Raw genomic sequence first — 18,012 nt, 5'->3', positions numbered from 1 at the left:
CTGTCAGTCCTCCGCAAGCCTGAGGGTCCTCGCCGTGAGCACGACCATCCAGCGGTGATCGGTCGCCGCCCAGGTGTTCCTGCGGTGCGGCGCTGCTGCCGCCCAGGCCGACGCAAGCGGCAGCCAGTGCTCGACAAGCTCGTCTCTGATGGCGGCGCGTACCGGCGTCGGGACCGCATGCCACCGCATGAGGAGCCGCTCGGGCGCTGACGCTCCCCAGGCGGAGTCGAGGCGGGAAGGCCGCGCGTCGCCGACCCAGTACACGTCGAAGACCATCGACCCGTCGTCTGTGTTACGTGGGCGAGGCGGTGGCGGTCCCAGAGACAATGAGCCGATCGTCGCGCCCGCCTGACGGAGCGCATGCTCGATGACGTCGCGCCCGACGGCGTAGGTCAGCCCACGTGGGAGCCGAGCCCGGCTGTAGTCCGACCAAGGCGCGTCGTCGATCACCACCGAACATTAGTGGAGTCAAGGTCGACGGACGATGTGGCAGGTCGAACGCCGCAGACGTCGATCGGCGGCGCTCTTTGGTCGACTCCCGCTTCAACGGTGATGGCGCCGGACTGGAATAGGCGGACCGGCGTGCACCCAGGTGCGATCGGATCGGTCGCACTCGTCGCGGTACCGAGCGACCAGGCCGCTCGCGCCGCTCCCGCCTGCGCCGCTCTGGCCTGCAGCAGACTCCGAGCCGCACAACTGGGTCGTCGTGCCCTTCGGCGACATCGAGCACGAGTTCAACCTCGGCGCCCGGGCACCTTGCTCTCGACCGAGCTGGCGGCAGACGACGCGCTGCAAGCTTCTGACGCCGGGCGGAGTGACGGCGACGAGGTCGGAAACCACCAGGCGACACCCTTTCGCTGGCTGAGACCGCGAGGAGATGCTTCATGCCGGAGCCGATCCTGGCATCGGCTCCGATCGCGTGGTCACGAGTCGAACTGCACGACGGCATGGAAGACTCGGCCGCTATCGTCGTCGCCCCGTGACTTTGCAGAGTGCTGGAGGTGGCGTGAGCCCGGACACCTGGCGCGCAACGATTGACCGCCATGTCCCCGACGACGTGGCTCGCCTGCTCGCCACCGTTTCTGAATGGTTCGGTCAGCCCGAGTCCAATGCGGAGTACGTCGAGGCGGCGCGGACCAAGGAGACCTGGACGGTGCGCGACCAGGAGGGCGTGGTCGTCGGCGTCACCTTGGTCGATCGGCACTTTCCTCACGTCGCCGAGATCCACCTGACGGTGGTCGACCGTGCGGTGCACGGCACCGGTGTGGGATCGGCGATGATGAGCGCGATCGACCAGGACGCTCGCGCACGGGGTGTTCGCCTGCTGGAGGTCAAGACGCTGGGCGCCTCCCACCCGGATGCTGGGTATGGCCGTACGCGGCACTTCTACGAGAAGTGGGGCTTCCTCCCGCTCGAGGAGACGAACCTCTGGGGCGAGGGCACGCCATGCCTGTTCATGGTCAAGCCGCTGTGATCGACCCGGTGCTCGCCCTCGTGGCGCCGATGAGCGTCCTCGCGCTGGCGGCGCTCACGCTCGGAGGCCTGAACGCCTTCCAGGCTGTCGCCGGAAAGCGGCTCAGCAAGGAGCCCAGCATGCGATCGGACGCGGTGATGCGGCGCCAGTCAGCGACTGCCGGGGTCGTCCTCGTCGCGCTCAGCGTTCTCCTGATGGCGATGCTGGGGGCGATGCTCACCGTCCGGTAGGCCGCGCCGGCCCCGGTCGGTGAGACCAGGACCGGCGCGCTCGCGGTCAGTGCGTGATCGACCGGCGACCGCCGACGCGGATCCAGATCAGCAGCACGATGATCGCGCCGATGAGCGACCCGATGATCCCGGCGGGCTGCAGGAAGCCGTCGTCGGCGTCCTTGTGGAACAGCAGGTAGCCGAGGAACCCGCCGACGAACGAGCCGACGATCCCGATGACGATCGTCATCGGGAGGGACAGGTCCTGCTTGCCCGGGACGATGAGGCGCGCGAGCAGCCCGGCGATGAGCCCGACGATGATGATGGTGACGATGAGTCCCAGCATGGTGGTGCCTCTCTGTTGGAGTGGGTGTTGCTCCGACTTCACCACCCCTAGGGCTGTCGCGGCACACCCCTAGGGAGGGCTAACGTCGAGGGGTGCCCACTCCCGAGCGACCCATCACCGTCGCGCTGGTCGACGACTACGACGTCGTCGTGATGGGCGTGGCCAAGATCCTCGACCAGTACCGCGACCGCGTCGTCGTGGCGGAGATCGACACGAACGAGCCGGTCGAGGACGTCGTCGACATCGTGCTCTACGACGCGTTCGCCCAGCCGGAGTCGGACCAGGCGGAGATCGGCGTGCTGGTCCGCAACCCGCGGGCTCGCCGCGTGGTCGTCTTCACCTGGAACTTCCACCCGAACCTCGTCGCGCAGGCCCGCGCGCAGGGCGTCCGGGGCTATCTGTCCAAGGCGCTGCCCGCCCGCGAGCTCGTCGCCGCGCTCGAGGCGGTGCACGCGGGCGAGGTCGTGATCAGTGAGGACCCCGGCCGCGCGAGGCCGGCCAGCGGACTGGACTGGCCCGGCCGCGGCGAGGGCCTGACCGACCGCGAGGCGGAGATCCTCGCGCTCATCACCCAGGGGCTGAGCAACGCGGACGTCGCCGGGCACACCTACCTCAGCCCGAACACGGTCAAGTCCTACATCCGCTCGGCCTACGCCAAGATCGGCGTGGAGAGCCGGACCCAGGCGGTGCTGTGGGGCGTCAAGCACGGCTTCCAGCCGGACAGCCACCGGATCGACCACTGGCGCGGAGGGCCCTGAGCGCCTGTCGCGCCGGCGTGATGCCTGCCAGCATGGGTCGATGTCCTCGGATCTGTTCGAGCCGGTCGGGCACGGTCCCGACGCGGTGGCCGACCGCCTCCTGGCGGCGACGCTCGGCGCCCAGGAGCTGTTCGCTGTCTACGCGGGCGAGCGCCTCGGCTGGTACGCGGCGCTGGCCGCTCAGGGACCCTCGACGCCGGCGGAGCTCGCCGGGAGCACGGGCACCGACGAGCGCTACGTGCGCGAGTGGCTCGAGCACCAGGCGGTCGCCGGGTACGTGACCGTCGACGACGAGCATCGCTTCGCCCTCACCGACGGCGCCCGCGAGGTGCTGACCGACGCCGACTCAGCCCTTTACCTCGCGCCGCTCGGCCGCCTGCAGGCAGCAAGCGGGCGGGTGGTCGACGACCTCGTCGAGGCCTACCGCACGGGCGGCGGAGTGTCCTGGGCGCAGATGGGCGACGACGCGCGCACCTCGCAGGGCGCGCTCAACCGGCCCTTCTTCCTCGGGGCGCTGGTCGACGAGGTCCTGCCGTCGATCCCCGCGCTCCACGGCGTCCTCGAGCAGGGCGCGACGGTCGCGGACCTGGGGTGCGGCGAGGGGTGGTCAGCGATCTCGATCGCCCGGGCGTACCCGCGGACCACCGTGGTCGGGATCGACATCGACGCACCGTCGATCGAGACCGCCCGGCGCAACGCGGCCGGCAGCGAGGTTCGGGTCGCGTTCGAGCTGGCCGACGCGGCCTCGACCCGGGACGACGAGTTCGACGTCGTCCTGTTCTTCGAGTGCGTGCACGACATGGCGGACCCGGTCGCCGTGCTCGCCGCCGCGCGCGCGATGGTGCGCGACGACGGGTACGTGCTGATAGCCGACGAGCGCACCGAGGAGTCGTTCGCCGCCCCCTCGGGACCGGTGGAGCGGCTGTTCTACGGCTGGTCGCTCACGGTGTGCCTGCCCGACGGCCGCTCGACGAGCCCCAGCGTCGCGACCGGGACCGTGATGCGACCCGCCGCCCTGGACACCTACGCCAGGGCGGCGGGGTTCGCGGGGATCGAGATCCTGCCGATCGAGCACGACATGCTGCGCTTCTACCGCCTGCTGATCGCCGCATGAGCAGCGGACGGTCGCAGGAGCGCCCCGAGCAGTGCGGCGCCGAGCGCCAGCTCGACGAGGCCCGCCACGAGCAGCCCGTCTGCGGGACGGCCGTCGACCACCAGGCTGAGCACCCGGGCGAGCCCGTACGCCAGGTAGGCCAGCGCCCCGACGAGCAGGGCGGCGAACCGCAGGCGGGGCGTGAACGCGCCGGCCAGCAGGAGCCCGCCGATCGCCAGCAGCGCGGCGCCGGGGGCCCGGCGCTCGCTCAACGCGCTGGGGTCGTCGGACAGCACGATCCCGTACCCGTCCGAGAAGCCGATCGGCGCGACGAGCAGCGCGGCGCCGACGAGCACGGCCACGGCACCGGCTACCAGGAGCAGCGCCCTAGCCACGGGAGACCGTCGCGAGCACGTCCGCGAAGTCCCGGGGCGCGCGCCCGAGGGCTTCCTGGACGCCGTGCCTGATCGACTCGTTGCGCCCGTCGAAGACCTCCTCGCACAGGGCGGTCAGCATCTCGGCGTACTCCGGCCCGGCGATCTCGCTCATGGCGACGCGGAACTCGTCGGACGTGATCGGCAGGTACGTGGCCGACAGGGCCTCGGCAGCCTCGTCGAACGAGAGCAGGCGCGGCCCGGTGACCTCGTAGAGGTGGCCCACGTGGTGGTCCTCGACCAGCGCGGCGACGGCCACGTCGGCGATGTCGTCGACCGAGACGAAGGGCTCGCGCGCGGACCCAGCGGGCAGGGCGATCATCCCCTCGCGCACCGAGTCGACGAGGTGCCCCTCGGTGAAGTTCTCCGTGAACCAGCTCGCCCGGATCAGCGTGAACTCGAGCCCGGACGTCGCGACGATCTGCTCGCACGTCTCGGCGCCGTGCTCGCCCCGGCCCGACAGCAGGACCAGGCGCTGGACGCCCGCGTCGATGGCCGCCTGCGTGAAGGCGGTGATGGTGGCCGGGGCGCCGGGAGCGGCGAGGTCGGGCACGTAGGTGACGTAGGCGCGGTCGATGCCGGCGAGGGCGGCCGGCCAGGTGGCCGGGTCCTCCCAGTCGAAGCGCGGGGTCGTCCCTCGGGAGACGGCCCGGACGGTGTGGCCGGCGGTGAGTAGCCGGTCGGTGACGCGGCGCCCGGTCTTGCCGGTGGCGCCGATGACGAGGTGCGTGTGTGTGCTCATGCGACCAGCCTGGGGACCGTGCGCAGGACGGACAACGATCGCCCGTCCGGTTCTCATGACCATTCGTCCACGAACCCTGGACGCGCGGCGCGCAGAGGGCCGACGATGGGTGCGTGGCAGAACCGCGCACGTTCCCCGCCCCCAGCGACCAGCTGGGCGAGGCGCTGCACCTGCTGCAGATCGTCGGCACCCTCTACTGCCGGGCCGAGCTGACCGCGCCGTGGGGGATCGACCTGCCCGGGCTCGACGGGCTGATGATGTTCCACGTCGTCACCGCCGGTCGCTGCTGGCTCGAGGTCGAGGGGTACGAGCCGCGCCTCCTGCAGCCCGGCAGCCTCGCGCTGATCCCGCACAGCACCCCGCACCGGCTGCGCAGCGACCTGGACGCGCCGAGCGAGCCGCTGTTCGACATCCCGGTCGAGCTGGTCAGCGAGCGGTACGAGGTCATGCGGTTCGGCGGCGGCGGCGAGCAGGCCCACGTGACCTGCGGCGTCGTCGAGCCCGACCACGCGAGCGCCCGCCGGCTCATCGCCCAGCTCCCCGAGGTGCTGCACGTCGACGCCTGGGACGACGGCGACGCCAGCTGGCTCCACAGCACCCTGCAGCTCATGACGCGCGAGGCCGCGGCGCTGCGGCCCGGCGGCGAGATGGTGATGACCCGGCTCGCGGACGTCCTCGTGGTGCAGACGATCCGCGCGTGGCTGGAGTCCGCGCCCGAGGCCCGGCAGGGCTGGCTCGCGGCGCTGCGCGACGAGCAGGTCGGCCGCGCGCTGATGGCGATCCACCGCGACCCGGGCGCGGACTGGGGCGTCGACTCGCTCGCGCGGGAGGTCGGCATGTCCCGGTCGGCGTTCTCCGCGCGGTTCGCCGACCTCGTCGGCGACTCCGTCATGCGGTACGTGGCCGACTGGCGCATGCAGCTCGCGCGCACGCACCTGGGCCGCAGCACCGAGCCGCTGTCCGCCGTGGCGCGCCGGTACGGCTATCAGTCGGAGTCCGCGTTCTCGCGCGCGTTCAAGCGCGCGTTCGGCACTGCCCCCGGTGCTGTCCGGCAGGAGGCCACGACGGACTGGCGGACGCGCCGGGGGCCGGCGGTCGAGGGAAAGGGCTGGGTGCCCGAGCAGGTCGGCGCCTAGCCTCGCGCGCATGGCCGACGCGATCTTCGAAGACCCCCGCCTCGCGGTCCTCTACGACCCGTTCGACCCCGACCGCAGCGACCTCGACCCGTACCTCGCGATGGCCGACGAGTTCGGGGCGCAGCGCATCGTCGACCTCGGGTGCGGCACCGGCACCCTCGCGTGCCTCCTCGCCGCGCGCGGCAAGGACGTGGTCGGCGTCGACCCGGCACAGGCGTCCCTCGACGTCGCGCGCGCCAAGCCGGGCGCCGACCGGGTCCACTGGATCCACGGTGACGCAACCGCGCTCCCGCCGCTCGAGGTCGACCTGGTCGTGATGACCGCGAACGTCGCGCAGGTGTTCGTCGCCGACGAGGAGTGGGCGGCGACCCTCGTCGGCATCCGCGCGGCGCTGCGCCCGGGTGGTCGGCTCGTGTTCGAGTCGAGGGTGCCGGAGCGGCGGGCGTGGGAGCGGTGGACCCGCGAGCACACCTTCGCACGTGAGGACGTCGAGGGCGTGGGGGTGGTCGAGACCTGGTGCGACCTCGGGGAGGTCGTCGGGCCGCTCGTCAGCTTCCGTTGGACGAACGTGCTTCCGGACGGCGACGTCATCCTGTCCGACTCCACGCTGCGGTTCCGTGGTCGCCACGAGACCGAGCGGAGCCTCGTCGCGCAGGGGTTCGAGGTCGACGAGGTGCGGGACGCCCCCGACCGCCCCGGGGCCGAGCACGTGTACGTCGCCCGCAGACCGGGATGAACCGACCCATTCCCAGAACTCCCTGTTAGCGCTAACATCGGGCGCAGCCGGACTCCGCACCCGTCGCCGTCGACGAGGTGCCGAAACGTCCGGCGCACCGATCTCCCACGACGACGACGTCCTGGACCGGCTGCCACCGGCACTCGAAGCCCTCGTCGTGGATGCCACGCCACTGCACCTGGGAGACGTCATGACCACGCACACCCGCCGCGCGCTGCGGCGCCTGGTCGCGATCGCCGCGGCCGTCCCGATGGTCGCCGTGGGGCTGGTGAGCCCCGCCGGCGCAGCGACGCCGAGCGCGCTGGGTGACCCGGTGCTCGACCTGCCGTTCGAGGGCTCGCTCGCCGACGCCAGCCCGCTGGCGCACGCCGTCGTGGCGAAGGGCGTGGGAACCTACGAGTTCGTCGAGGGCGTCACGGCCGGCAGCCAGGCGCTGCGGCTCCAGGGCGCGACGTACCTCGACCTCGGCACGAGCACCGCCCTGCAGCCGCAAGACCTCACGCTGTCGTTCTGGATCAAACCCACCTCGTGGTCCGGCGAGCAGGTGATCACCTGGAACAAGGCGGCCTGGAACTCCGACGGCTGGTACGTCGCCTCGGAGTCCGACGCGTCGCCGCTCGTGCTGTCGATCGGCCCGGCCAGCGGCCAGCCGTACATGGTCGCGGCGACGTCGACGAGCCGCGCGCAGCTCATGCCCGTCGACGAGTGGACGAACATCACGCTCACGTACGACCACGCCAGCAAGGACGTGAAGTTCTACCGCAACGGCCTCGCGATCGGCACGACCGTGCGCTACCCGGTCGGTGGGGCCGCGACGGGCGTGCTGGGCTCCTCGCCGACGCTGCCCAAGACCATCGGCTTCAACGGGCCGCTCTACAACGGCTCGTACCTGGCTGCCGCGCTCGACCAGTACGAGGTGTTCGACGACGTCGCCAACCTCGCCGACGTCACGAGCCTGTACGAGGCCGGCGGCCGCACGATCGACCGCCAGGCCATCGCCCAGGCGGACGCCGACGCGCTGTCCGTCCCCGAGTCCGTGAGCATCGGCGTCGTGCTGCCGACCACCGGGTCGCAGGGGTCCGACGTGCTGTGGGAGTCCTCGGACCCCGACGTGCTGAGCACGACAGGCGTGGTGCACCAGCCCGCCGAGGGCGAGCCCGACGCCCACGTCACGCTCACCGCGCGGGTCCGCTACCTCGACGGCTCGCCCGTCACGCGCGAGTTCGCCGTGACCGTTCCTGCGTCCACCACCGCGAACCTCCTGCGGGACTCCGGCCTGGCGTCCGTGCAGCTCTCCGACGACTACCTGCGCAACGCGTCCGCCAAGGAGCAGGCCTACCTGCTGAGCCTGAGCTCGGAGAAGTTCCTCTTCGAGTTCTACAAGGTCGCCGGTCTGACGCCCACGACGACGTCGGGGTACGGCGGCTGGGAGCGCAGCGATACCACCAACTTTCGCGGCCACGCGTTCGGTCACTACCTGTCCGCGCTCTCGCAGGCGTACAGCGGTGCGTCCGACGAGACCACCAAGGCCGCACTGCTCGCGCAGGTCGAGGACGCGGTCGAGGGCCTGACGACGGTGCAGGACGCCTACGCCAGCGCCCACCCGGCCAGCGCCGGCTACGTCTCGGCGTTCCGCGAGAGCATCCTCGACAAGGTGCAGGGCACGGGCTCGTCCGACGAGAACGTCCTGGTGCCTTGGTACATCCTGCACAAGATCCTGGCGGGGCTGCTCGACATCCACCAGTACGTGGGCGGGGCGACGGGCGACCACGCGCTCGACGTGGCCGAGCAGCTCGGCGAGTACGTCTACCGCCGCGTCTCGGCACTGCCGAACAGGACCACGCTGCTGAGCACGGAGTACGGCGGCATGAACGACGCGCTGTACAACCTGTACGACGTCACCGACAACGTGCACTTCAAGAGCGCCGCGGAGGCGTTCGACGAGACGACGCTGTTCCGTCAGCTCGCGGCGGGCACCGACGTGCTGTCCGGCAAGCACGCCAACACCACGATCCCGAAGCTCATCGGGGCGCTCAAGCGGTACACGGTGCTGACCAAGAGCCCGGAGCGGATGGCGTCGCTGACGGCGCAGGAGGTCGCGGACCTGCCGATGTACCGGCAGGCGGCAGAGAACTTCTGGACGATCGTCGTCGACCACCACACGTACGTGACGGGCGCGAACAGCCAGGCCGAGCACTTCCACGACCCCGACTCGCTGTACGAGTTCGCCGCCGAGCAGGGCGACACGGGCGACGCCCAGACGGCCGAGACGTGCAACGAGTACAACATGCTCAAGCTGTCGCGCGAGCTGTTCAAGCTGACCAAGGACGTGAAGTACGCGAACTACTACGAGAACACGTTCATCAACACGGTTCTCGGCTCGCAGGACCCGGACACGGGCATGACGACGTACTTCCAGCCGATGGGCTCGGGCTTCGAGCGCGTCTACTCGCTGCCGTTCACCGAGTTCTGGTGCTGCACGGGCACCGGCATGGAGAACTTCTCCAAGCTCGGCGACTCGATGTACTTCACGGACCGGGGCGACGTGTACGTGACGTTGTTCTTCAGCTCGTCGTTCGAGTACGCGGACCGCAACCTGCGCCTGACGCAGGTGGCCCACCTGCCCAACGACGACACCGTTCGGTTCACCGTCGCGGCCATCGACGGGGGAGCGGTCGCCGACCACACCACCGTGCGGCTGCGGATCCCCGACTGGGTGGCGGCCGACCCCGTGGTCACCCTCAACGGCGAGGTCGTCGAGCCGACGGTCTCGGGCGGGTTCGTCGTGCTGCCGGACGTCGCGGCGGGTGACGAGATCTCCTACCGCCTGCCCATGGAGGTGCGCGTCACGGCCACGCCCGACAACGCCTCCTACGTCGCCTTCTCCTACGGCGCGTACGTGCTCAGCACGGGGCTGGGCACCAAGAACCTCGGTGCCACGACGTCCGTCGGCGTGGCGGTCCGCGTCTCGCAGCGCGACGACACCGCGCAGGACGTCATCACCGTCCCCGACGCCGAGGCGTGGCTCGACGGGCTCGCGGAGAACGCGGTGCGGATCGAGGACAGCGCCGACGGTCAGGTGCAGGTGGCCCTGCGCCACACGCTCGACGCGCAGGACATGGTGTTCACGCCGCACTACGCCCGCCACGGCGAGCGGTACGGGCTGTACCTCAACATCGAGGGCCCGGACTCGGCCGAGGCGCAGGCCCGGATCAAGCGCGCCAAGGAGTCGCTGCGCGACGGTGAGATGAGCATCGACTCGATCACCAACTTCGACGCCAACAACTTCGAGGCCGACAAGGGGCTCAAGACCGGCGGCACCTCGGGCGTGGGCACGTGGAACGGCCGTCAGTACCGTGACGCGGCGGGCGGTGGCTGGTTCAGCTACGACCTGGCGATCGACCCGACCGCGGCTCACAACTACCTGCGGGCGATGTACTACTCGGGCGACAGCGGACGGACGTTCGACGTGTACGTCAACGACGAGCTGCTCAAGACGGTGCAGATCAACAACGGCGCCGGGACCAACGTGTTCTACCTGGACACCAAGGAGCTGCCGGCCAAGTACCTGACGATCGACGACAGCACGCGGTGGAAGAAGGATGTGCACGGCGACCTGGTGCTCGACGCGCAGGGCCACAAGATCCCCGTGGTCACCGTGCGGTTCCAGTCGACGGGCGGCCTCGTCGGCGGCGTCTACGGTGTCTACCTCACGCGCTCCACGGAGTACGACGACGTCGCGACGCTGTCGGGGCTGTCCTTCGACGCGGGAACCCTCGTGCCGGCGTTCTCGCCGGGCGTCGCGTCCTACACGCTGACGGTGCCGACGTCGACGGACGCCGTGGAACTGACGGCCACGCCGCACACCGGGTCGGGCCTCGTGTACGTCGACGGCGTGCTCGTTGACGACACCCGGCCGCGGTCGGTGCCGCTGGTGGGGAGCACCACGACCATCGCGCTGCGCAGCTGGGCTCAGGACCACTCGACGTCCACGCCGTACACCGTCACCGTGGTGCGTGCGGACCCGCCGGTGCTGAGCTCGGACGCGACGCTGAGGACGATCGGCGTCGACGGCAAGGCGCTCGTCGGCTTCGCGCCGACGACGCACGCCTACACGGTGGGCACGGCGTCGGGCTCGGCGGCGATCACGGCAGTGGCGAACCACGCGGCCGCGCGGGTGACAGTCTCGGCGCGCAGCGCTGCTGGGGTCTACACGATCACGGTGACCGCGCAGGACGGCTCGACGGCCACCTATGCGGTGACCGTCACGAAGGCCGCCGTCCCGCCCGTGTCGGCGTCGGCCTCCGTGGCGGTGCGGTCGTCGGTCGCGTACGGCGGCGCGCACGTGGCCACCGTGAAGGTCGCGGGGTCGAAGCCGGCGACCGGGACGGTGACGGTGACCGTCAGGCGCGGGTCGACCGTGGTGCAGACGGCGAGAGCGGCGCTCGCCGGGTCGTCGGCAAAGGTCACGATCAAGCGTCTGCCCGTCGGCACCTACACGGTGCAGGCGGTCTACGGCGGCAGCGCGACGGTGACGGGGTCGTCGTCGGCCCGGGCCACGACGAAGGTGGTCAAGGTCGGGGCCACGGCGACGACGACGCTGTCGAGGTCCTCGGTCACGGCGAAGTCGTCGTCGGCGAAGGGCAGGACCGTCGTGACGGTCAAGGTCGCGACCGCCACGAAGGTGACCGCGACCGGCAAGGTCCGCATCCGCGTCGTCGCGGGCTCGAAGGTCGTCCGTACGGTCACGGTCACGCTGACGAGGGGCGTCGCCACGGCGACCGTCTCGAAGCTCCCGAAGAGGGGGACCTACGCCGTGCGGGCGACGTACCTCGGCTCGTCGGACGTGAGCGCCGACGCGGCCCCCTCGCGCACGCTGCGCGCGGTCTGAGGTACGGGCGGGGCTGCGGACCGTAGCCCCGCCCGCGGTCGTACCGCGGGGCTCTACCCGTAGATGCGCGCCCGGTGCGCCGCGAACTGGCGGCGACCGGTGACCAGCCACAGCAGCCGCGCCGGTGCGGGCACGTTCGCGCGCAGCCACCCCGCGCGCTCGTCGGCCGGCACGACCTCGAGGATCCAGCCGAGCTGCAGGAGCATGCGCTCGCGCGGGATGGACGCCATCCCGCGTGCGTGCAGCGCGCCCCACTCCTTCTGGCTCATCACCGTGGCGGCCGTGGGCAGGATCGCGGCCTCCTCCTGGCCGAGGTGCGCCAGGAGGGTGTCCCGGACGGCCTCGAGCGCCGCGGCCACGGGCTCGGCGTCGGCCACCCGGGCCGACGCGACCCAGGTCGGCAGGACCTCGGCAAGGCCCTCGAGCTGGGCCGCGGTCTCGGCGTGCTGGGCCCGCATGAGGCCGACGTGCAGTGCGCAGGCGGGCGCGCGCTGCTCCAGCACGTCCCACAGCAGGTCGTCCTCGCCGGTGTGGTGGTGGTGCAGCGCGTCGGCCACCTCCTGCACGTGCTCGCCCACGGCACGCGCGCGCGCCGTGTCGCCGTCGGCGACGCCGCGCACGAGTGCGGGGGCGTCGGTGAACGCGCGGCGGAACAGCGCGTGGATCGTGAGCATGTCCGAGGTGTCACAGCCGAGCTTGTCGTCCAGGGCAGTCATCGAGTCATCCTTCGTCACCAGTCAACAATGAACAGTGGTGACGACTATCCTGGTCCTCGTGCCCGCCGTCAAGGACCCCCTACTCGCGTGGATCAGCCTCGGCGACGAGCCCGGCGTCGCCCCTGCACCGCTCGAGCGCGTCCGTGCGCTGCTCAACACCGACGACCGGTTCCACGGGATCGAGCACCTCGGCCCCGAGGTGCCGCGCGAGGTCGTCGGGGTGCGGGACGCGCTGCGGGCGCACCTGCTCGACGAGGGCCCGGCCGAGCTCGACGCGCTCGCGACGTCGCACCCGGTCGTCGTGGCCCTCGGCGCGGAGCCGCGGCTCGTCCCGCTGAGCGCGACCGACGTCGTGGCCGGCCTGCTCGCCGAGGTCTACGAGGCGCAGCGCGACGGCTCCTGGCAGCGGCTCAAGGCGTGCGCGAACCCCGACTGCCAGTGGATCTACTACGACGCGTCACGCAACCGGTCCGGTCGGTGGTGCTCGATGGGGGAGTGCGGCGACGTGATGAAGGCCCGTGCGTATCGCGAGCGGGGACGGCGGGCCTAGGTGGAGGGCGAGAGCACGAAGACGCGCAGCTCGCGGCCCGCGCGCGCGGCGTAGTCGTCGTAGCCCGGCCAGACGGCACGCAGGGCCGGCATCAGCCGGGTGCGCTCGTCGTCGTCCGCCAGGTGCGCGACCACGGCGGTGGTCTCGCCGTGGACCGTGACCATCGCGTGCGGGGAGGCCAGCAGGTTGAGCGACCACGCCGGGTGGTGCTCCTGGCCCCAGTTGGACCCGATGACGATCCAGTCGGCGCCGTCGCGGGCGAACAGCAGCATGGCCTCTCGGGGCTGTCCCGACTTGCGGCCGGTGGTCGTGAGGATCAGCTGGGGGAGCACGGCCTTGCCGAGCACGCTCCAGCGTCCGCGGGTCCGCTTCTGCAGCCGGCGGTCGAGTCCTGAGACGGCTCGACCGATGCGGGCGAACCAGCGGGTGCGGCCGAGACGACGGATCGCCGAGGTGAAGTCCATCCGATGATTGTGCAGGCCAGCGACGTGTGACGGGCGCCACAGCGCGCCGGAGCCATAGCACACGGGCCTCGTCGGGCGCCCCAGGATTGCCCGATCCGTGGACCGGCGGTCTCATGTCCGGGGTGTTTCCTGCGCGTTTCCGCAGGTGGCCGTCTCAGCATGCGGAACATACTGGCCAGTATCAATCAGGTAACGATCGCGCATCCTGAGGGGCCGTGCCCGATATGTCCGATCCACGTTGACTAGCGTCCTCCCCAACGTCGGCGGAAACTCGAGGCGTCAGGGCTCTGCATGCCACGGCAGGCAGGGGATCGGGCGCCGACCGAGGTCGCCACCTTCTTCAGGAGGAACATTGAGGATCACACGTAAGGCCGCGCTTGCCGCGGTCGCCGCAGTCAGCGCAGTGTCGCTCGTCGCGGCCTGCTCGAGCTCGGACGACCCGAAGGGCGACCCGAGCAAGAGCTCGGACAGCAACGCCGGCATCAACCAGGACACGTCCGTCAACATCGCGTGGAACCAGCCGTTCTACTCGGCCAACGGCACGAGCATCACGGGCAACGCGACGGCGAACAACGTCATCCTGTACCTGCTCAACTCGGGCTTCAACTACTACGACGCCGACCTGAAGCTCCTTCAGGACAAGTCGTTCGGTAGCTACGAGAAGGTGTCCGACGACCCGCTGAAGATCAAGTACACGTTCGCGGACACCGCGTCGTGGTCGGATGGCACGCCGGCCGGCCCCGAGGACCTGCTCCTCGAGTGGGCTGCCCAGAGCGGCAAGTTCAACAACGTCGAGGCCAAGACCGACCCCGAGACGGGCGAGGTCACCAACCAGGACGAGCTCGACGCCGGCGTCTACTTCGACGGTGCGTCGCCTGCTGTGGCGCTGATCAAGGACACCCCCGTCATCGAGGGCAAGTCGATCACCTTCACGTACAGCAAGCCGTTCGCCGACTGGGAGACCGCCATCGGCGTGAACCTGCCGGCTCACGTCGTCGCGCAGCGCGCGCTCGGCGAGACGGACGCCGCCGCCGCGACGACCAAGCTCATCGACGCGATCACGAACAACACGACCGCGGACCTGTCCAAGATCGCCAAGGTCTGGTCGAAGGACTTCAACTTCGCGCAGATGCCCGCCGCCGCGGACAAGAACCTGCTCGTCACCAGCGGTGCGTACACCATCACGGACTTCGTGAAGGACCAGTACATCACCCTGACCGCGAACCCTGACTACAAGGGCGACCACAAGGCCGTCTTCAACAAGGTCACGGTCCGCTACAACGGCGACCCGATGGGCCAGGTCCAGGCGCTGCAGAACGGTGAGGTCGACCTCATCAACCCGCAGGCCACGGCCGACGTCCTGACCGCCGTCAAGGCGATCGACGGCATGAAGGTCGAGTCCGGCCCCGAGGGCACCTACGAGCACGTCGACCTGCAGTTCGGCAACGGCGGCCCGTTCGACCCGAAGTCCTACGGCGGCGACGCCGAGAAGGCGAAGGACGTCCGCGAGGCCTTCCTCAAGACGATCCCGCGCCAGGAGATCGTCGACAAGCTGGTCAAGCCGCTCGACTCGTCGGCCACGATCCGCAACTCCTACACCGTGGTCCCCGGCTCGCCGAACTACGACGCCATCACCGCGGCCAACGGCCAGGGTGCGGCGTACGACAAGGTCGACATCGACGGCGCCAAGGCGCTGCTCAAGGACGCCGGCGTCGACAAGGTCAAGGTCCGCCTGCTCTTCGACCCGGAGAACACGCGCCGCCAGAACGAGTACCAGCTGATCAAGGCCTCGGCCGAGCAGGCTGGCTTCACGGTCGAGCCCTACAAGGTCCAGACGGACTGGGGCACGGACCTCTCGGGCGCCACGAAGTTCTACGACGCTGCGCTCTTCGGCTGGCAGTCGACGTCCACCGCTGTGACGGAGTCGGACGCCAACTACCGCACGAAGGCTGCGAACAACTTCTACGGCTACTCGAACAAGACCGTTGACGGCCTGTTCGACCAGCTCCAGACCGAGACGGACGTCGCCAAGCAGGGCGAGATCCTGGGCAAGGTCGAGGCCGAGCTCGTCAAGGACGCCTTCGGTGTGACGATCTTCCAGTTCCCCGGCGTCACCGCCTGGAACCCGGCCAAGATCGGCAACGTCTCGAAGCTGACGATCGCTCCGACGATCTTCTACGGCTTCTGGGAGTGGACCGCCGGCGAGGCTGCTTCCAACTGATCCCCGGATGGCCGCCCACCCCACCGGGCCGGGCGGCCATCCACCGGTCAGCAGCACCCCAGGGCGTCGGGGAGAATTACTCCCCGACGCCCTCGGGCGTGCCCGGCCGGTCTCTCACAACGGCCCGGGGTCGCGAGAGGGATACGATCCCTGACGACCACGGTGCTTCCACTAGCGAGGTAACCCACCTGTGCTGAACTTCCTCACGCGCCGCCTTGTGGCGGGGCTCCTGACGCTCTTCGTGTCGCTGTTCCTGATGTACGTGCTGGTCGACATCGCGATCGACCCGCTGGCGGACCTGCGCGAGAGCACGGCCCCCAACAAGCAACAGCTCATCGCGGCACGCATCGAGCTGCTCGACCTGAACACGAACGTCGTGGTCCGGTTCCTCCAGTGGTGCGGAGGCGTGCTCCACGGCGACTTCGGCATCGCCTGGAAGACCGGCGAGTCCGTGAGCGACCTGGTCGCCCACGCGATCGGCTCCACGCTCCAGCTGGTCACGGCCGCGACGTTCCTGTCGCTCATCGTCGGCGTCGTCGTCGGCATCGTGTCGGCGCTGCGGCAGTACAGCGCGTTCGACTACGTCATCATCTTCCTGTCGTTCCTGCTGTACTCGCTGCCCTCGTTCTGGGTCGCGGTGCTCCTCAAGCAGTGGGCCGCGATCGGGTTCAACAACTTCCTGCGCGACCCGTGGATCGCCTGGCCCACGCTGATCGCCGTCGCGCTGATCGCGGGCCTCCTCTGGAGCCTGGCCATCGGGGGCAGAGCCGCCCGCCGCTGGCAGGTCTTCGGGATCGCCTCGGCCGCAACCTTCGGCATGTTCGCGTACCTGCAGCTGACCGACTGGTGGCTCGAGCCGAAGATCGGCCCGATCCTCCTGCTCGTCATGGGCGCTGGCACGGCGTTCGCGTTCGCGGCCGTCTTCGCTGGGCTGCACAACCGGCGTGCCCTGTGGGCGTCGCTGACGACGGTCGCGGTGGGCTTCATCGCGTACTTCCCGATGCAGACCGTCTTCGCCATGGACATCTTCAGCCCGGACGGGAACGGCGCGAGCTGGTTCGTCCTCCTGCTGGCGATCGTCGCGGTCGCGGTGGGCTTCCTCATCGGCCGCCTCTACGGCGGACCCGACTGGGGCGTCTCCGCGCGGACGAGTGCGGCGGTGGCCTTCGTCATGGCCGCCCTGATCTTCGTCGACCAGGTCATGCAGGTCTGGGGCCCGTACTCCCGCGCACTCGGCGGCCGCCCGATCCCCACCTTCGGTGACCGGACCCCGGGTCTCGGCGGCAACTACTGGGTGACGGTGCTCGACTCCTTCACCCACCTGGTGCTGCCGACCGCGACCCTCGTCCTCATCGCGTTCGCCGCGTACACGCGCTACTCGCGCTCGAGCATGCTCGAGGTGATGAGCCAGGACTACATCCGCACGGCACGCGCCAAGGGCCTGCCGGAGCGGGAGGTCGTGGTCCGCCACGGCTTCCGCAACACGCTCATCCCGCTCGCGACGATCGTCCCGATCGACGTCATCACCCTCATCGGTGGTGCGGTCATCACCGAGGCCGTCTTCTCGCGGCCCGGCATGGGGCAGCTGTTCGTGAAGTCCCTCGAAGAGGCCCAGGTCGACCCCGTGATGGCTTACCTGCTGATCACGGCCGGCCTGGCCATCATCGCCAACATCGTGGCGGACATCATCTACGCCGTGATCGACCCGAGAATCCGGTTGGACGCATGAGCACCCCGAACCCCCAGAACCCGCAGGCACCCGAGGACCCGACCGCCGTGTCGCAGTCCACGGAGAACGCCATCGAGCTCAAGGACGTCGTCGGCCTCTCGCAGGGGCAGATCGTCCGGAAGCGCTTCGTGCGTCACAAGGGCGCCATGCTCGGCCTGCTCTTCCTGATCCTCACGGCGCTGCTCGCCTTCACGTCGGTCGGCTTCGGCCCGGTCCCGGGCTGGTGGCAGTACAACGGGCGCGAGACGAACCTCGCGGTCGTCGAGGCCGGCGGTGCGCCGACGATGCACCTGCCGAGCTTCCTCGGTGGGCCGGGCTTCGCCATCGGCGACCACCCGTTCGGTCAGGACGAGCTCGGCCGCGACATGTTCGCGCGCGTGATGCTCGGCGTGCAGACCTCGCTCAAGGTCATGTTCATCATCGGCCTGGTCTCGTGCATCCTCGGCATCCTCGTCGGCGCGCTGGCCGGCTTCTACCGGGGCCGCCTCGACTCGATCCTGATGCGCGTCACCG

At 70.3% G+C, this 18,012-nt stretch carries 16 protein-coding genes and 1 pseudogene; 11 read left to right on the top strand and 6 right to left on the bottom strand.

The genetic code is table 11. The features are described 5' to 3' along the window. Positions 1 to 3 precede the first annotated feature (3 nt). A complete protein-coding gene (locus tag D1825_RS18615; protein ID WP_233549829.1) occupies positions 4 to 450 on the bottom strand; it encodes a hypothetical protein in 447 nt (148 codons plus the stop codon). 556 nt (positions 451 to 1,006) lie between these two features. Between D1825_RS18615 and D1825_RS11020 the strand changes: the two genes are divergently transcribed. Next, on the top strand, positions 1,007 to 1,474 hold the full coding sequence (locus tag D1825_RS11020; protein WP_233549827.1) for a GNAT family N-acetyltransferase: 468 nt from the start codon (positions 1,007 to 1,009) through the stop codon (positions 1,472 to 1,474). Continuing rightward, positions 1,471 to 1,704 carry a hypothetical protein gene (locus tag D1825_RS11015; protein ID WP_118767473.1) on the top strand — a complete coding sequence of 78 codons (234 nt, stop codon included), beginning with the start codon at positions 1,471 to 1,473 and terminating at the stop codon, positions 1,702 to 1,704. Before D1825_RS11020 ends, D1825_RS11015 begins: the two co-directional genes overlap by 4 nt. 46 nt (positions 1,705 to 1,750) lie before the next feature. Here D1825_RS11015 and D1825_RS11010 read toward each other — a convergent pair whose 3' ends face one another. After that, on the bottom strand, positions 1,751 to 2,029 hold the full coding sequence (locus D1825_RS11010) for a GlsB/YeaQ/YmgE family stress response membrane protein (protein WP_118767472.1): 279 nt from the start codon (positions 2,027 to 2,029) through the stop codon (positions 1,751 to 1,753). A 152-nt stretch (positions 2,030 to 2,181) separates the two neighbouring features. Between D1825_RS11010 and D1825_RS11005 the strand changes: the two genes are divergently transcribed. After that, the gene (locus D1825_RS11005; RefSeq protein ID WP_199721570.1) at positions 2,182 to 2,787 is read left to right on the top strand and encodes a LuxR C-terminal-related transcriptional regulator; all 606 of its coding nucleotides are present in this window, start codon (positions 2,182 to 2,184) and stop codon (positions 2,785 to 2,787) included. Positions 2,788 to 2,827: 40 nt separating this feature from the next. Further along, positions 2,828 to 3,901 carry a class I SAM-dependent methyltransferase gene (locus tag D1825_RS11000; protein ID WP_118767470.1) on the top strand — a complete coding sequence of 358 codons (1,074 nt, stop codon included), beginning with the start codon at positions 2,828 to 2,830 and terminating at the stop codon, positions 3,899 to 3,901. Here the strand turns inward: D1825_RS11000 and D1825_RS10995 are convergent. Further along, entirely contained in the window at positions 3,877 to 4,275 is a 399-nt protein-coding gene (locus tag D1825_RS10995) for a DUF4345 domain-containing protein (RefSeq protein WP_118767469.1), read from the bottom strand. The two genes, D1825_RS11000 and D1825_RS10995, sit on opposite strands and share 25 nt — an antisense overlap. Further along, positions 4,268 to 5,056, bottom strand: a complete 789-nt coding sequence (locus D1825_RS10990; RefSeq protein WP_118767468.1) for an NAD(P)H-binding protein — start codon at positions 5,054 to 5,056, stop codon at positions 4,268 to 4,270. The genes D1825_RS10995 and D1825_RS10990 overlap by 8 nt, the downstream gene beginning before the upstream one ends. Positions 5,057 to 5,169: 113 nt before the next feature. On the opposite strand from D1825_RS10990, the gene D1825_RS10985 reads away from it, so the two are divergent. From D1825_RS10985 to D1825_RS10975, 3 genes are all read left to right on the top strand, one after another. After that, the gene (locus D1825_RS10985; RefSeq protein WP_118767467.1) at positions 5,170 to 6,192 is read left to right on the top strand and encodes an AraC family transcriptional regulator; all 1,023 of its coding nucleotides are present in this window, start codon (positions 5,170 to 5,172) and stop codon (positions 6,190 to 6,192) included. Between the two features lie 10 nt (positions 6,193 to 6,202). Further along, positions 6,203 to 6,928, top strand: a complete 726-nt coding sequence (locus D1825_RS10980) for a class I SAM-dependent methyltransferase (RefSeq protein WP_118767466.1) — start codon at positions 6,203 to 6,205, stop codon at positions 6,926 to 6,928. Between the two features lie 190 nt (positions 6,929 to 7,118). Continuing rightward, positions 7,119 to 11,819 carry a beta-L-arabinofuranosidase domain-containing protein gene (locus tag D1825_RS10975; RefSeq protein ID WP_118767465.1) on the top strand — a complete coding sequence of 1,567 codons (4,701 nt, stop codon included), beginning with the start codon at positions 7,119 to 7,121 and terminating at the stop codon, positions 11,817 to 11,819. A 53-nt stretch (positions 11,820 to 11,872) separates the two neighbouring features. On the opposite strand, the gene D1825_RS10970 is transcribed toward D1825_RS10975, so the two are convergent. Next, the gene (locus tag D1825_RS10970; protein ID WP_118767492.1) at positions 11,873 to 12,535 is read right to left on the bottom strand and encodes a hemerythrin domain-containing protein; all 663 of its coding nucleotides are present in this window, start codon (positions 12,533 to 12,535) and stop codon (positions 11,873 to 11,875) included. 37 nt (positions 12,536 to 12,572) lie between these two features. On the opposite strand from D1825_RS10970, the gene D1825_RS10965 reads away from it, so the two are divergent. Continuing rightward, on the top strand, positions 12,573 to 13,085 hold the full coding sequence (locus tag D1825_RS10965; RefSeq protein ID WP_158580720.1) for a CGNR zinc finger domain-containing protein: 513 nt from the start codon (positions 12,573 to 12,575) through the stop codon (positions 13,083 to 13,085). Here the strand turns inward: D1825_RS10965 and D1825_RS10960 are convergent. Then, on the bottom strand, positions 13,082 to 13,549 hold the full coding sequence (locus D1825_RS10960; protein ID WP_118767463.1) for a nitroreductase/quinone reductase family protein: 468 nt from the start codon (positions 13,547 to 13,549) through the stop codon (positions 13,082 to 13,084). The genes D1825_RS10965 and D1825_RS10960 overlap by 4 nt on opposite strands. 352 nt (positions 13,550 to 13,901) lie before the next feature. On the opposite strand from D1825_RS10960, the gene D1825_RS10955 reads away from it, so the two are divergent. The 3 genes and pseudogenes from D1825_RS10955 to D1825_RS10945 form a co-directional block, all read left to right on the top strand. Beyond that, a complete protein-coding gene (locus D1825_RS10955) occupies positions 13,902 to 15,770 on the top strand; it encodes an ABC transporter family substrate-binding protein (protein WP_118767462.1) in 1,869 nt (622 codons plus the stop codon). A gap of 190 nt (positions 15,771 to 15,960) precedes the next feature. Then, a complete protein-coding gene (locus D1825_RS10950; RefSeq protein ID WP_118767461.1) occupies positions 15,961 to 17,499 on the top strand; it encodes an ABC transporter permease in 1,539 nt (512 codons plus the stop codon). After that, positions 17,496 to 18,012 (top strand): annotated as a pseudogene (locus D1825_RS10945) (ABC transporter permease); the annotation flags it as partial. The gene D1825_RS10950 and the pseudogene D1825_RS10945, both read left to right, overlap by 4 nt.

The organism is Cellulomonas rhizosphaerae (assembly GCF_003470205.1).
Lineage (GTDB): Bacteria > Actinomycetota > Actinomycetes > Actinomycetales > Cellulomonadaceae > Cellulomonas > Cellulomonas rhizosphaerae.
This window is presented reverse-complemented; position numbering and strand designations above follow the sequence as displayed.